The organism is uncultured Streptococcus sp. (assembly GCF_963518475.1).
Lineage (GTDB): Bacteria > Bacillota > Bacilli > Lactobacillales > Streptococcaceae > Streptococcus.
This window is the reverse complement of the sequence record NZ_CAUQJA010000023.1, coordinates 1-15,277: the sequence shown is the minus strand read 5'-3', so window position 1 is coordinate 15,277 and position 15,277 is coordinate 1. Positions and strand designations below refer to the sequence as shown.

General features: G+C 41.2%; 17 protein-coding genes. 1 reads left to right on the top strand and 16 read right to left on the bottom strand.

Translation table 11 applies throughout. The features are described from left to right. Positions 1–90: 90 nt before the first annotated feature. A complete protein-coding gene (locus tag RYK12_RS08560) occupies positions 91–1,059 on the top strand; it encodes an NAD(P)/FAD-dependent oxidoreductase (RefSeq protein ID WP_314848456.1) in 969 nt (322 codons plus the stop codon). Positions 1,060–1,484: 425 nt separating this feature from the next. Here RYK12_RS08560 and whiA read toward each other — a convergent pair whose 3' ends face one another. From whiA to rplA, 16 genes are all read right to left on the bottom strand, one after another. Next, the gene (whiA, locus tag RYK12_RS08555) at positions 1,485–2,396 is read right to left on the bottom strand and encodes a DNA-binding protein WhiA (protein ID WP_173307189.1); all 912 of its coding nucleotides are present in this window, start codon (positions 2,394–2,396) and stop codon (positions 1,485–1,487) included. Further along, positions 2,393–3,370, bottom strand: a complete 978-nt coding sequence (locus RYK12_RS08550) for a YvcK family protein (RefSeq protein ID WP_042901353.1) — start codon at positions 3,368–3,370, stop codon at positions 2,393–2,395. The genes whiA and RYK12_RS08550 overlap by 4 nt, the downstream gene beginning before the upstream one ends. Beyond that, positions 3,367–4,257 (bottom strand): RNase adapter RapZ, encoded by an 891-nt coding sequence (gene rapZ / locus RYK12_RS08545; RefSeq protein ID WP_125393243.1) that lies wholly within the window; start codon positions 4,255–4,257, stop codon positions 3,367–3,369. Before rapZ ends, RYK12_RS08550 begins: the two co-directional genes overlap by 4 nt. A 51-nt stretch (positions 4,258–4,308) precedes the next feature. Next, entirely contained in the window at positions 4,309–4,689 is a 381-nt protein-coding gene (locus tag RYK12_RS08540; protein WP_001140420.1) for a RidA family protein, read from the bottom strand. 10 nt (positions 4,690–4,699) lie between these two features. Next, the gene (yihA, locus tag RYK12_RS08535; protein WP_314848455.1) at positions 4,700–5,287 is read right to left on the bottom strand and encodes a ribosome biogenesis GTP-binding protein YihA/YsxC; all 588 of its coding nucleotides are present in this window, start codon (positions 5,285–5,287) and stop codon (positions 4,700–4,702) included. Between the two features lie 8 nt (positions 5,288–5,295). Then, on the bottom strand, positions 5,296–6,528 hold the full coding sequence (clpX, locus tag RYK12_RS08530; protein WP_012972566.1) for an ATP-dependent Clp protease ATP-binding subunit ClpX: 1,233 nt from the start codon (positions 6,526–6,528) through the stop codon (positions 5,296–5,298). 36 nt (positions 6,529–6,564) lie between these two features. After that, complete coding sequence (locus RYK12_RS08525; RefSeq protein WP_000442260.1) at positions 6,565–6,735, bottom strand: hypothetical protein; 171 nt, start codon at positions 6,733–6,735, stop codon at positions 6,565–6,567. Then, positions 6,735–7,241, bottom strand: coding sequence for a dihydrofolate reductase (locus RYK12_RS08520; protein WP_314848453.1), 507 nt, complete (start codon positions 7,239–7,241; stop codon positions 6,735–6,737). Before RYK12_RS08520 ends, RYK12_RS08525 begins: the two co-directional genes overlap by 1 nt. Before the next feature lie 130 nt (positions 7,242–7,371). Beyond that, positions 7,372–7,890: a DNA starvation/stationary phase protection protein gene (locus tag RYK12_RS08515; RefSeq protein ID WP_023943677.1), complete on the bottom strand. Its 519-nt coding sequence runs from the start codon at positions 7,888–7,890 to the stop codon at positions 7,372–7,374. A 231-nt stretch (positions 7,891–8,121) separates the two neighbouring features. Continuing rightward, the gene (lytC, locus tag RYK12_RS08510) at positions 8,122–9,636 is read right to left on the bottom strand and encodes a choline binding-anchored murein hydrolase LytC (RefSeq protein WP_314848451.1); all 1,515 of its coding nucleotides are present in this window, start codon (positions 9,634–9,636) and stop codon (positions 8,122–8,124) included. 33 nt (positions 9,637–9,669) lie between these two features. Further along, positions 9,670–10,428 carry a triose-phosphate isomerase gene (gene tpiA, locus RYK12_RS08505; protein WP_261020914.1) on the bottom strand — a complete coding sequence of 253 codons (759 nt, stop codon included), beginning with the start codon at positions 10,426–10,428 and terminating at the stop codon, positions 9,670–9,672. Between the two features lie 97 nt (positions 10,429–10,525). Beyond that, on the bottom strand, positions 10,526–11,203 hold the full coding sequence (locus RYK12_RS08500) for a DnaD domain-containing protein (RefSeq protein ID WP_314848448.1): 678 nt from the start codon (positions 11,201–11,203) through the stop codon (positions 10,526–10,528). A gap of 8 nt (positions 11,204–11,211) precedes the next feature. Further along, positions 11,212–12,156 carry a homoserine O-succinyltransferase gene (metA, locus tag RYK12_RS08495; protein WP_261014954.1) on the bottom strand — a complete coding sequence of 315 codons (945 nt, stop codon included), beginning with the start codon at positions 12,154–12,156 and terminating at the stop codon, positions 11,212–11,214. Between the two features lie 335 nt (positions 12,157–12,491). Next, positions 12,492–13,004, bottom strand: a complete 513-nt coding sequence (locus tag RYK12_RS08490; RefSeq protein ID WP_001049318.1) for an adenine phosphoribosyltransferase — start codon at positions 13,002–13,004, stop codon at positions 12,492–12,494. 85 nt (positions 13,005–13,089) lie between these two features. Continuing rightward, on the bottom strand, positions 13,090–13,848 hold the full coding sequence (locus RYK12_RS08485) for a class I SAM-dependent methyltransferase (RefSeq protein ID WP_261014953.1): 759 nt from the start codon (positions 13,846–13,848) through the stop codon (positions 13,090–13,092). Positions 13,849–14,335: 487 nt separating this feature from the next. After that, a complete protein-coding gene (rplA, locus tag RYK12_RS08480; RefSeq protein WP_001085675.1) occupies positions 14,336–15,025 on the bottom strand; it encodes a 50S ribosomal protein L1 in 690 nt (229 codons plus the stop codon). Positions 15,026–15,277 lie beyond the last annotated feature (252 nt).

The window sequence follows — 15,277 nt, the reverse complement described above, 5'->3', positions numbered from 1 at the left end:
TTTCTGGCATTTTTTTCCCTATCCTACTTCATTTTAAATTAAGGAAAAATATGATAAAATAAACTGACTAGAAAAAACAAAGGAGAAACCATGTCTCAACTCTATGATATTACCATTGTAGGTGGTGGTCCTGTCGGGCTTTTTGCAGCCTTCTATGCCCACCTACGCCAAGCCAAGGTCCAAATCATCGACTCTCTTCCCCAACTAGGTGGACAACCTGCTATTCTCTATCCTGAAAAGGAAATCCTCGACGTTCCAGGTTTCCCAAACCTGACTGGAGAAGAATTGACTAACCGTCTAATCGAGCAATTAAATGGCTTTGATACCCCTATTCATCTCAACGAAACAGTTCTTGAGATTGAAAAACAAGAAGAAGGCTTTGTCATCACAACTTCTAAAGGAAGTCACCTGTCTAAAACTGTTATCATCGCTATGGGTGGCGGTGCCTTTAAACCACGTCCGCTGGAACTAGAAGGCGTTGAAGGCTATGAAAATATCCACTACCACGTTTCCAACATCCAGCAATACGCTGGTAAGAAAGTGACGATTCTTGGTGGAGGAGACTCGGCTGTGGATTGGGCTTTGGCTTTTGAAAAAATTGCACCAACTACCCTTGTTCACCGCAGAGATAATTTCCGCGCCTTGGAGCACAGTGTTCAAGCCTTACAAGAATCATCTGTATCCATCAAGACACCATTCGTTCCTAGCCAACTCCTTGGAGATGGAAAAACGCTTGACAAGTTGGAAATCACAAAAGTTAAATCTGATGAAACCGAAACGATTGACATAGACCACCTCTTTGTCAACTATGGTTTCAAGTCTTCTGTCGGTAACCTCAAAAACTGGGGTCTGGACCTCAACCGCCACAAGATTATCGTCAACAGTAAACAGGAATCTAGCCTAGCAGGTATCTATGCTATCGGTGACTGCTGCTATTATGATGGAAAAATTGACTTAATTGCGACAGGACTGGGAGAAGCACCAACTGCTGTCAACAATGCCATCAACTACATTGACCCTGAGCAGAAAGTACAACCAAAACACTCAACCAGTTTATAAGAAAAGAACCACGAGTCCTACGATTCGTGGTTTTATAGTTCATATACAATCTGGTTAGCTCATACCTTTCCCCCTCTTTTTCAAAAAGCAAAAATGTCCTATCAAATTGATAGAGCATGTGATATAATAACGATGGCACTAACGATACGCCTTGGAAAAGGAGGTATTACAGATGCTAGAACTTCTCAAAATAGTACTTATTGCAGTCATCGAGAGTATCATCTCATGGCTGGTGACTCGTTGGTTAGACGATCACTTTGATAAGTAACCTTCCTGGTTAGTGCTATCTAACCCAGAAAAAATCCCCTCGGTATTGCAGTACCGAGGGGATTTCTGTTTTAGCACTAAAATGCTAGAACTTCTCAATTCCTCTTTATTATCTCACATGCTCTATTCAATTGTCAAGAAAGAGGTGTTTTATATCTTTATAACTCATCGGCTAATTTGTTTATCTTTCTGAGTCTGTGGTTGACACCACTTTTTGTAAGGGGAGTGCTGAGACTATCTGCTAACTGCTGGATAGAGTAGTCTGGGTGCTGAATCCGCAACTGCGCTACTTCCTGCAAATCCACTGGCAGATTTTCTAATCCCATGATATCTTTGATTTTACTGATATTGTTGATAGTCTTCATGCTGGCAGAAACTGTCCGAGCGATATTAGCTGTTTCAGCATTATTGGCCCGATTGAGGTCGTTACGGGTTTCTCGCAAAATCTTTACTCGCTCAAAATCATCACGCGCCTGCATAGCTCCGATGACAATCAAGAAGTCCATAATGTCTTCGGCACGCTGGAGGTAGGTCACCGCCCCCTTCTTGCGCTCAAGCACCTTAGCATCCAGTAAAAATTGCTGGAGAAGAGAAGCAATCCCTTGCGCGTGATCCAGATAAACAGAACTGATTTCCAACTGGTACTTACCTGACTCGGGGTCACGAATGCTCCCATTTGCCAAGAAAGCGCCACAGAGATAAGCACGGCCTGCTTCCTCATCCGATAAAATCGCCTCGTCAATACCTGTTTCTAGGCCAAAGAAGGAGTCTGCCAAGTGCAAATCACTCAGCAAGTCCTGTACCTTTTCATCTGTAAAAACAGTATAGACTCGATTCTTCCGAAGATTACTTCTTTGGTGGTGGCGAATTTCCGATTTGATTTCGTAGAAATGGAGAAAGGACTCATAGAGGTGACGGGCCAGTTTGGCATTTTCTGTCACGACAGACAAGGTCAAGCCTGAAGTTGAGAGACCGATGCTACCAGACATCTTGATAATGGCAGATAATTCATGCCGACTTAGATGGTGCTGACTCAGGATTTCTTCTTTTACTGCTACTGTGAAACTCATTTTCTCACCTGTATAATGCGCATCAACTCATCCACGAGCAAATCCCCATCGTGGAAGGCACCACCATTTTCCAGACGAAGGAAGTTGGATGAAATCACACGCGGAACTTGCTTACAAAGACCAGCAAAATCATGTTCTACCTGCACCAAGTATTCATCAAAGCGATTGGAATTCATGTATTCCTGAGGCACTTTTTCGATATTCACCAAGACGGTATCGATAAAAGGTCGACCAAGGTGACGATGCAAGACTTCCACGTGATCACTATCTGTAAAGTGTTCCGTTTCCCCACGTTGGGTCATGATATTGCAGACATAGGCGATTTCTGCCTTGGTTTCCAAAAGCGCCTGCCCGATTTCCTTAATAACGATATTGGGCAAAATAGAGGTAAAGAGAGAACCAGGTCCGAGGACAATCATGTCACTTTCAAGAATGGTCTGCACTACTCGACGACTGGCCAGAGGCGTATCATCGTTGAGAGTATTGGTCACATAGACGTGGTCAATCATACCTGGATGGTCTGCAATATGGCTCTCTCCAGCCACCTCTGTCCCATCCTGAAAGACTGCGTGCAAGGTCAAAGGATGGTCACTGGAAGGATAAATCTTCCCAGTTGTGTGGAAAAATTTGCTCAGCAACTGCATGGCATTATAGGTCGAACCCTGCATTTCTGACAGACCTGCAATAATGAGATTTCCCAATGGATGGCCAGCAAAGGCTCCCGCATCTTCAGAAAAGCGATACTGAAAGACTTTCTCATAAAACTTAGGCATATCCGACATGGCCACAAGGACATTGCGAAGATCACCTGGCGGTGTCAACTGCTGCATATTTTTTCTGAGTTCACCTGAAGAACCACCATCATCTGCCACCGTTACGATAGCAGCGATTTCCACATCTTTTTCCCGCAGACTTTTTAGAATGACAGGGATCCCAGTACCTCCACCAATCACCGTTATCTTTGGTTTTCTCATGAACGGTTTACCGTTTCCTTTCTTCGGTCTTTGTCGCGATGCCCTTCATTGACAGGCCAAGTCTTGGATAAGTCCTGCGCCAAGCGTTTAGCAAAGGCCACACTACGGTGTTGTCCACCCGTACATCCCATGGCAATGGTCAAAACGGACTTACCTTCCTTTTGGTAACTTGGCAAAATCGGCTCAATTAAGGCCAATAAATGTTGATAAAAGTCTTCTGACTCAGGATGATTCATGACATAGTCATAAACTGGTTCATCCACACCCGTTTGATTACGCAGTTCTGGAAGATAATAGGGATTTGGCAAGAATCGGACATCAAAGACTAAATCTGCATCAATCGGGATTCCATATTTAAAGCCAAAAGACATGACTTCGATACGGAAAGACTGGGCTTGTTCCTGATCCGCAAACTGCTCTGCAATGGTTTTACGCAGTTCACGTGGAGTGAGTTCTGTCGTATCCACCACATTTTGGCTCATATTTTTCAAAGGCGCCAAGAGCTCACGTTCTAGCTTGATTCCATCCAAAATCCGTCCATCTGCTGCTAATGGGTGACTCCGTCTGGTTTCCTTGTAACGAGCGACCAATTCCTTATCGGCTGCATCCAAAAAGAGGATTTTGAAATCCAAATCATCTTGATTTTCCAACTCATCCAAAACAGCTTGAATCTCTGAAAAGAAAGAACGACTACGCATATCCACTACTAAAGCCAACTTATGGTCATCTTCCTTTGTTTCCACCAACTGTAAAAATTTAGGTAAGAGAGCCGGTGGCATATTATCAATGGTAAAATAACCTAAATCCTCGAAGGACTGAATGGCAACTGTTTTCCCTGCACCACTCATTCCTGTCACAATCACCAAGTGAAGTTGTTTCTTTGTCATCTTTTTCTCCTTATATCAAAAGAAGTTTGGCAACACCAAACTTCAACTAGCTTATCCAATCTCTGCGATGACTTCGATTTCGACTTTTACATCACGAGGAAGACGAGCTACCTCCACAGCTGAACGAGCTGGAAATTCCTCTTTAAAGGCCGTTTGGTAAACCTCATTAAAAGGAACAAAGTCGTTCATATCGCTCAAGAAGCAAGTAGTTTTGACAACATGGTCAAAGTCAGTTCCCGCTTCTGCCAAAATAGCACCGATGTTTTTCAAGACCTGTTCTGTCTGTTCTTGGATCGTTTCTCCAACGATTTCCCCAGTTTCAGGAGAGAGAGGAACTTGACCACTAGCAAACAAAAGGTTGCCAACGATTTTTCCTTGAACATAAGGCCCGATAGCCTTTGGAGCTTTATCTGTATGAATTGTTTTTGCCATTTTCTTTTCCTCACAATTTTTCTAAGATTGCATTCCAAGCCTCATCCATCCCTGCCTTGTTGACAGATGAAAAGAGGATAAAGTCGTCACTTGGGTCAAAGTTTAATTTCTTTTTGATTGATGATTCATGCTTATTCCACTTACCACGAGGAATCTTGTCCGCCTTGGTCGCAACGATGATAACCGGAATCTCGTAATACTTGAGAAATTCGTACATCTGCACATCATCTGCTGATGGATCATGACGGAGATCAACTAGACTGACTACTGCACGGAGATTTTCCCGAGTCGTTAAATACTCTTCAATCATGCTCCCCCACTTTTCACGTTCCTTCTTGGAAACGCGGGCATAGCCATAACCAGGAACATCCACAAAGCGCATCTTGTCATCAATGTTAAAGAAGTTCAGGAGCTGGGTTTTACCAGGTTTACCTGATGTTCGGGCTAGATTCTTGCGGTTCAGCATGGTGTTGATAAAGCTAGACTTGCCAACATTAGAACGCCCTGCTAGGGCAATCTCTGGCAGTTCATCCTGCGGATAGTGGGATTTATTCGCCGCACTGAGCAAGATTTCAGCATTGTGTGTATTAAGTTCCATAGTCACCTCTAGGCTGTTTCTAGGATTGGTTTATCCGTTCCATCGACAGCTTCTTTTGTGATACGGACCAATTTCACATTTTCCTGACTCGGTACTTCAAACATGACATCTAGCATGGTTTCTTCGATAATCGAGCGAAGACCACGCGCACCAGTTTTGCGTTCGATAGCCTTATTGGCGATTTCTTGAAGGGCTTCGTCGTCAAATTCCAACTCAACATCATCATAAGAAAGCAAGGTTTGGTATTGTTTGACCAAGGCATTTCTTGGCTCTTTCAAGATACGAACCAAGTCATCAACCGTCAATTGCTCAAGAGCTGCAAAGACAGGCAAGCGTCCAATCAGCTCAGGGATAATACCGAATTTTTGAATATCTTCTGCGATGATTTCTTGCATGTAAGAGCTGTTTTCGTCAATCGCCTTGTTATTTTGACCAAATCCAATGACTTTTTCACCCAGACGTTGTTTGACGATTTCTTCAATACCATCAAAGGCACCACCCACGATGAAGAGGATATTTTTAGTATCCACTTGAATCATCTCTTGTTGTGGATGCTTGCGTCCACCTTGAGGCGGTACGCTAGCAACTGTTCCCTCAATAATCTTGAGAAGGGCTTGTTGCACACCTTCACCAGAAACATCACGTGTGATAGACACGTTCTCGCTCTTCTTGGCAATCTTGTCAATTTCATCCACATAGATAATGCCACGCTCTGCACGTTCAATGTTAAAGTCAGCAGCCTGCAAGAGTTTGAGGAGGATATTTTCCACGTCCTCACCCACATAACCAGCCTCAGTAAGAGCTGTCGCATCTGCGATCGCAAAAGGTACATTCAAGCTCTTAGCCAAGGTCTGGGCCAAGAAAGTTTTCCCAGAACCAGTTGGGCCAATCATCAAGATGTTTGACTTCTGCAAATCCACATCTTCCGACTCTTCACGCGTATCATGAAAATTGATGCGTTTGTAGTGGTTGTAAACTGCCACTGCCAAGGCACGTTTGGCACGATCTTGACCGATTACATAGTGGTTCAAGATATGGAGGAGTTCAATTGGTTTTGGTACCTCAGACAAGTCTGCCAAGACTTCCTCAGCCAACTCCTCACGAATGATCTCCTGGGCTAACTCCACACATTCATTACAGATAAAGGCGTTGTTACCTGCGATTATTTTTTGTACTTCTTCTTGGCTTTTGCCACAAAATGAGCAATAAACCATCATATCATTATTCCTATTTGTAGGCATGATTTCCTTCCGTTCTATTCTATACTGTCATTCTATCTAAAATAAGGTCATGTAAAAAGCATGGATACTATTGACCAAATTGGTAAAAGCATTTAACCAGAGCAGGACAGAAAGTCCATAGCGCTTTTTACGAAAAGCCTGTGCTCCTGCAAGTAAGCAGACCAAACACAGCATGGCTGTGAAAAAACCAAATATACTACGTTCCATTAGACTTCCTTTCTCTTGCGGTATTGGATGGTAAAATCATAAGGATTTTTCTCATCTTTGGTATAAGATTTGCTTGAAACAGTCTCAAAAAGAGACAAGTCAAACTCTTCAGGAAAATAGGTATCTCCTTCCACACGAGCATGAATGTGAGTCACAATCACTTCGTCAAGGTAGGGTTCAAAAGCCTGAAAAATTTGCTTCCCACCGATAATATAAAGATTCTTGTCTTGACCCTGATACCAGTCGAGAACAGACTGGATGTCCTGAAAAGTAGCAACCCCATCTATCTTTTCTTCCGGGTTACGTGTCAAAATCAAGGTCTCCCGTTTTGGAAGCAAGCGACGCCCCATCCCATCAAAGGTCACGCGCCCCATCAAGATAGCATGATTCAGAGTTGTTTCTTTGAAGTGTTGCAGTTCTGCTGGTAAATACCAAGGCAGACGATTGTCCTTACCAATCACACCCTCTTCATCCTGGGCCCAAATAGCTACGATTTTCTTAGTCATGCTTCCATCCTTTTCACTGATAGTACTATTTTATCAAAAAACTCAAAAAAAGACTGGTTTGGAATAGCTTACAGAATAGAAAAAATCCGTAAGAGTAATCCTACAGATTTTTATATGATTATTCTATTTCTTACAAACCAGGTGCTTGTCCTAATTCTGCTGCAATCATCCAAACTGTTTTCTCAAGTTCAGCCTTAGCACCAACAAAGATATCGTTTGTAACATCATCGCCTTCTTCGTCAGTCACATCCAAAGCTTTTTGGAAAAGAGTGATGAGGTAGCGATAAATAGCTAGAACACGTTCCAAGCTTTCTTCAACGTTACGGAATTCTCCTTCTTCTTCTTCGATTTCACTGTGTTGAAGGAATTCTGTCAAAGTTGAGTAAGGTTTGCCACCAAGGGTAATTAAACGTTCGCTGATTTCATCCAAGTGACCATCAAGAGCATCCATGTACTCATCCATTTTTGGATGCCATACAAGGAAACCACGACCACGCATGTACCAGTGTACTTGATGCAAAGCAACGTGGGCTACGTACAAATCAGCAACAGCTTGGTTCAAGACTTCCTTTGTTTTTGCCAATGCTACTGGTGCTACTTTTGTCAATGATGTTACGTCTTTTACTGCTTCTTTTTTCAATTCTACCATTTTATTTTACCTCATTCATTATTATTTGTAACCACTTCTTAATGATTACTACCTTAGTATACTACTAAGGAAAACAAATAGCAAGCCAAATGACTCACATGAGAAAAGTTGCAATAGACTGATAATTTAAGAATTTTTTAGAATGAAACCCAGTCACTTTCAATCTCTCTTAACAGAGATAAAATAAAGAAAAGAGCATACAAATGTACACTCTTTTCTCAGTTTTACATCTTAATACCAGACGCTGACATCCACACGTCCTCGAATCCCTTTAAGAGAGTCAGATGAAGTATATTGCCATCCTTTTTCTCCTGAATAATGAGGATTATTCCAATCAAGCGCATCCGTATAGGCTGCAACCCAGTTAACATGTTGTAAAATATCAGGATGATTCAAACGAGTTTGCAAAAGTTGACGATAGCTATAAACTTTCACGTTTTGATAACCAGCCTGCTTCATTGTTGCCATATACTTGTTGATAATCTTGACCCAGGTTCCAGTATCACTTGGAGCTCTCTTAGTCTTATTTCCATATTCCCAGTTCTCAACATCATAATAGATAGGGTAAGACAAGTTCATCTTGTATTTCTTCAAGAGTTCAATAGTCTGCTTAGCATCATTCTCAGCATCTGTTTCATTTTCGGCATAGGTATAAAGATAAACACCATAAGGAATGCCCAAACGATTAAATTCTTGGATATTATGAGCCAATTCCTTGTCCTCAGTTCCACTATAGCCCAAACGAACAATGACTCCATCTACTCCATTATCATCGATGACTTTTTTCCAGTCACTGATACGACCATTGTGTTCACTGACATCGATGACCTTTTTAACTTGATCAGTCCCAACTTGTTCTTCACGATGGTTAAAGAAATAACGTCTGCCATTTCGGTGAACCCAGCCAACATTCAAGTCTTTCTTTTCTTTTAACTCACCTGAGTCAGAAAAAATATAGCGAGCATCATCCATGACTAATTCACCAGTAGCCATAGCACCACTTCCTGTCAAATAATAGTTTCCATGCCACTCATCTTGAGCCATGTAACCCCACTTCTTGAAATAGTACCACTTGCCGTCTACCTTTTGCCACTCTTGATTAGCATAAGAGCCATCAGATTTGAGATAGAAGTAAGACGAATAGGCTGGATCATAAAGCCATTCATTTTGCATCATAGCACCTTGACTATTTAGGAAATAACTTCCCTGCCATTGACTTTTAGCTAAATAGCCCCATTTTTTAAAATAGTACCATTTACCTCCAACAGAATGCCATTCCTGGTTAGCATAAGAACCATCAGACTTCAGGTAAAACCAATTCTTATAGGCGTTATCATAAACCCATTCATTCTTAGCCATATAACCACCTGATTTTAGGTAGTAATTGCCCTGCCACTCATTTTGAGCATAACGACCGTCTGACTTAATATAAAACCAAGCCTTATAGTAGTTATCAAAAATCCACTCACTCTTTGCTTTGGAACCATCAGCCTTTACATAATAATCCCCATCCCAGTGGGCAGAAGCATTGGTCTTTACTCCTGCGCTCGTTTGAGTTTTATTAGAAGACTGATTTTGCTCTGAACTACTTGAAACTGTCGTTGCATCCTGCGAAGTTTTTGCTACTTCAGTTTCATTTGCAGCTACATGACTAACTGCCAAGCCGAGCAAACAGATACTTGCTAATCCAATTTTTCCAATCTTTGTTTTCAATCTTTCCTCTCCTATAAAAAATGGAACAGACATCTGAATGCTGTTCCACCTAGCTTTTGCTACTGATTATTTTACAAAGTCAAGCAAAGCCAAGAAGCTTTCTGCTTCAAGTGACGCACCACCTACAAGGGCACCGTCAACGTCTGGGCAAGCCATGTATGAAGCAACGTTTTCAGGTTTAACAGAACCACCGTATTGAACACGAACTTTGTCTGCAACTGCTTGACCAAAGTCAGCAGCTACAACGTCACGAACAACTTTACACATTTTTTGTGCATCGTCTTGTGAAGCTGATTTACCAGTACCGATAGCCCAGATTGGCTCATAAGCGATAACTGATGCAGCAACTTGTTCAGCAGTCAATCCAGCCAATGCAGCAGATACTTGAGCACCTACAAACTCAGCAGCTTTACCAGCTTCGTAAGTTTCAAGTGACTCACCACAACAGATGATTGGAAGCATACCGTTTGCAAAAATTGCTTTAGCTTTTTTGTTGATATCTTCGTCAGTTTCATGGAAGTAGTCACGGCGTTCTGAGTGACCGATAACAACGTAGTCAGTACCGATTTCTTTCAAAACTTGTGGGCTAGTTTCACCAGTGAAAGCACCTGCATTTTCAAAGTAGCAGTTTTGAGCAGCAACTTTAAGGTTTGAACCTTTTGCAGCAGCAAGAACAGTTGTCAAATCAAGAGCTGGAGCAGCGATACCTGCTTCAACAAGATCTGATGAAGGAAGTTTTGATGCAACTGCTTCAACGAATGCTTTAGCTTCTTCTGGATTTTTGTTCATTTTCCAGTTACCAGCGATAAATGGTTTACGTGACATTTCACATACCTCTTTTTTCAATTTATTTTCTATTTATTTTATCACAATTAGACACAGCTTGCAAATCTTACTCGGATTTCAAGCCTGCTTCCAACGATTAATCCTTCCAGAGATCCATGGCATTTCTAAAATCTGCCGATACCTGTGTCAACTGAGGATTGCTTGCTTCTCTCTCTGCCCGCTTGGCCTCTATTTGGGCCACACTTTTGATACCTTCATGGCGCCAATTTCTCAAAATCGCCTGAATGTACTTCCAGTTTTGTTTTCCATTCAAAACAGCTTCACGAAGAGCTTCCTTAATCAAGTCAGCACTGATCCCATCTTCCTTTAGAGTCTTGGTCAAATCCTCAATCTCAAAAGGCGTCAACAAGCGACCCAACTCCTGTTGGAAGGTTTCTACCAAATCCTTGAGTTGGTTTTGAGGTGTCAGCTGGTCTGAACTCGAATGAACTGCTCCAAGCAGGTCATCCAAACGTTCCAATGCCAAACTAGTATCAAAAAGCAATTCGATTTCACCATTCAATTCAATCGTTCGATACTGAAGCAGTCCCCTCTCTGTCAGATTGGAAATGGCCTGATTAACATCCGAAATTTCCTTGCCAATCCTTTCAGCAATCTGGCTTGGCGACATTTCTTCCAAACCTGTCGTATTTTGCAAATAGAAAAATTGCCAGACCAGAAAATCATCGCTGGAAGGAAAGAGTTCCTTAAAATGCAAGAGCAGGGCACTCGGTAAAACCAAGTTCCCTGATTTAAAAGCGTCTAAATATGTCATAATTCCTCTTATAAATACCCAAATGCGGATACATCATCTTCTATTTTTCTCCAGTCAAAAGGTGTTTCCTGATAGACCGCATAATTCACCCAGTTACTGAAAAAGAGGGCTGCCGATGAAGACCAACAAAGACAAGGTGTCTGATTAACATCGTCATCCTTAAAGTAATTTTCTGGAATATGTGGGTCTAAACCTGCATCACGATCCCTAAAATACTCTTTTGCCAAGGTATCACGGTCATATTCCAAATGCCCAAAACTATAAATTTCTCGCAAATCACGACTAGCCAAAATCGAAACCCCAACCTGAGGACCTTCTGATAAAATCTCGAGATTGGTTTTGTTTAAGATCTCTTCCTTAGAAATCTCCGTATGCCGAGAATGAGGGGATACATAGCTATCGTCAAAGCCTCTAAAGAGAAGATGACCTTCCTTTAAGGTGTCCTGAGGATAGATACCCGATAACTTACTGTCCATCTGGTATTTTTCCACTCCATAGCGCAGATAAAGACCAGCCTGAGCTCCCCAACAGATATGAAGGGTCGAATAGACATGAGTCTTAGACCACTCAAGCACCTGTTTAAATTCATCCCAATAGTCCACTTCCTCAAATGGTAAATGCTCAACTGGAGCACCCGTGATGATCATCCCATCAAAATACTCATCCTTGACTTCAGGAAAGGTTTTATAGAAGGTCTCCATGTGTTCTGAACGAGTTGTTTTAGAACGATGACTCTCCATATAGAGAAAATCAATATCCAGTTGCAAGGGCGTATTAGCCAAGTGGCGCAATAATTGGGTCTCTGTGACCATTTTCTGTGGCATGAGATTTAAAATTAAAATCTTCAAAGGACGGATATCTTGGTGGGCCGCACGTTGATCATCCATAACAAAGATATTCTCTGTCCGTAAGATCTCAACAGCTGGTAATTTTTTATCAATTCGAATCGGCATACCCCTCTCCTAACTGTACTTTTCAGGAATCATTGCATATGTTTGAAACTCTTCGAAAATCAAATTCAAACCGCGTCAACGTTGCCTTGCCGTATGTGTAGGATACTGACTACGTCAGTTCCATCTACAACCTCAAAACAGTGTTTTGAGCAACCTGCGGCTAGTTTCCTAGTTTGCTCTTTGATTTTCATTGAGTATGAAACTAAATCTCAAACATTTAGTCCTTTTATTATACTGCAAGAAGATATAGTTTTCAATTATACTTTTTCTCTAACTAGCTATAGTCTACTTTTATACCCTAATGTAGAGAAAACAGTCCTAAGGACTGTTTTTCATTAATAATGCATAAGAACCTTGTAATCGTAGTCACCGATTTTTTCACGGCCGTTCAATTCATCCAATTCAACAAGGAAGGCACAGCCTGCTACAACACCACCAAGTTTTTCAATCATCTCGATTGTTGCCTTAACAGTTCCACCTGTTGCCAAGAGATCATCTACGATAAGAACACGTTGACCTGGCTTGATGGCATCCGCGTGCATAGTCAAGGTATCAACACCGTACTCTTTTTCATAGTCAGCAGAAATGACTTCGCGTGGCAATTTACCTGGCTTACGAACAGGCGCGAAACCAATTCCTAACTCAAAGGCAACTGGACAGCCCACGATAAAACCACGAGCCTCAGGACCTACAATCATGTCTATTTTCTTGTCAGTGGCATACTGAACAATTTCACGAACAGCGTAGCTATAAGCATTCCCATCAGCCATCAAAGGACTGATATCACGGAAGGTAATTCCTTCCTTAGGATAATTTTCAATTGTTGCAATGTAATCTTTTAAATTCATCTTTTTCTTTCTTTCAAAGTTTTTACTCTCTATTATAGCATATTTTTTAAGAAAGAAAAAAGGAAAAGTTAACTTCAATGATTATCTAACGATTTGACGATTTATGACTAGCCATAGCAATAAAGCCCAAGTTCTTTTTATTCTTATTAAACATTTTATACATAGTTAAAAACTGCTTTCTATTCTCCTTTTTACAAGCATTTACACAAATTTTCAAGGTTCCTAGCCAACCTTCGTCATAAATCATACCCGATAATTTCATTAATGTCATTTCACCAGTCAATACTTTCACATCACAATAACCTGATTCTATCATCACCTCTTCCCAACCATCTTGAGTTAAAGGACCCACATTTACATGAATTGCTTGTGACAGTTCCTGTCTGACAGACTCTTTCGCTTCCTTAAGAAGCACATCATGTGTCAAGAGAAGACCTTCAGGTTTTAAAACCCTTAGATACTCCTTTACACATTTTTTCTTAGCTTGATCGGCTTGCATAGTCAGCATAGCTTCGTTTATAACAATATCAAAACTAGCATCTTCATAAGGAAGTTTCATTGCATTTGCTCTTTCAAATCTGATCAAATGACCAACACCTGCCGTTTCAGCAGATTTTTTAGCCACTTCTAAGGCTTGTCCATCCATATCAACAGCAGTTATCTTACAACCAAAACGCTGTGCCAACTCAATTGCTGTAGTTCCCCTATTGCACGCAACTTCTAGTATTCTCTTTTCTTTTGAAAATCTTCCTTCCGCAATTAACCAATCTGTGGCACGTTTTCCACCTGGACGTAAGCGTTTTTTCCCCAGTTTTGCTAAAAACTTATGACCTGCTTCTGACATTTGAACACCTCTATTTTTTCTTCATTATAACATAAAATGATATTATCTGACAATTCTAATCTATTATTTGATAAACTAGAATCAAAAGCATACAAGCTACCATAACTATAGCATAAATCTATTAATCACCTCTCTAGTTCGAATTCAATGGCTCACGTAGTTTACGTATATAGGTTACGACTACATATTTGTACTTTAGAGTTGCTGGCCTCCTTATCCGTTATATACGCTTTACTATCACGTGCCTATTCGTATAGCCAAGATTTCTCTATCTCTTTCTCTGCCGATTCTTATTTCCAGCGTCAGACTTAAACAGTCTATCCTAATGCCGTTCGATCAGCTACTCACAATAGTCAGGCTTGGGAATCACTTTTGGATTTACTAGTATATGGTACCCGCAGAGGACTTACACCTCAGATGAACGGAATGCCCATCGTACCTAAAAAAACGAGCACTTTCGTACTCGTTCTCTGATATAAACTACTGATTAAAGTGAGTTTACGTCAACTTTGATACCAACACCTTGAGTAGTTGTGATAGTCAAGTTTGTTACGTAAGTTCCTTTAGCTGTAGCTGGTTTTGCTTTTTGGATTGTTTCGTTGAAAGCTTTGAAGTTTTCAACCAATTTTTCAGCTTCAAATGATACTTTACCGATAATTGCTTGAACGTTACCTGCACGGTCAGCACGGTAAGTGATTTTACCACCTTTAGACTCTTCAACTGCTTTAGCAACATCCATAGTTACAGTACCAGTTTTAGGGTTTGGCATCAAGTTACGTGGTCCAAGGACACGTCCAAGACGTCCAACAAGAGCCATCATGTCAGGTGTAGCGATAACTACGTCGAAGTCCAACCAACCGTCGTTGATTTTAGCAACAAGGTCATCTTCACCAACAAAGTCTGCACCAGCAGCTTTTGCTTCTTCAGCTTTTGCACCACGTGCGAAAACAAGAACGCGTGAAGTTTTACCAGTACCGTTTGGCAATACCATTGCTCCACGGATTTGTTGGTCAGCTTTTTTAACGTCGATGTTCAAGTTGTAAGCAACTTCTACAGTTGCGTCAAATTTTGCAAAGTTAGTTTCTTTTGCAAGTGCTACAGCTTCTTCTACGCTGTATGCTTTTGTGCTGTCGATTTTCTCAAGAGCAGCACGAAGTTGTTTGCTTTTTTTAGCCATTTTCTATTCTCCTTGTAAGTGGTTCAATCGATTTTCATCTCCCACGTCACTCCTCGAAATGATGAAGTCTTGCGGGTTTTCAGTCTATTATTTTTCTTTTCCTACTTCGTTAAGCTCCCTTGCTGTACCCAAGTACAAGCTTCAGTCACTTGCCTAGTATGAAAAGTAACTAATAGACTGCTGTGAGATTTTCTACTGTGTTATTGATTAGTCAACAACAGTGAATCCCATAGAACGAGCAGTACCTTCGAT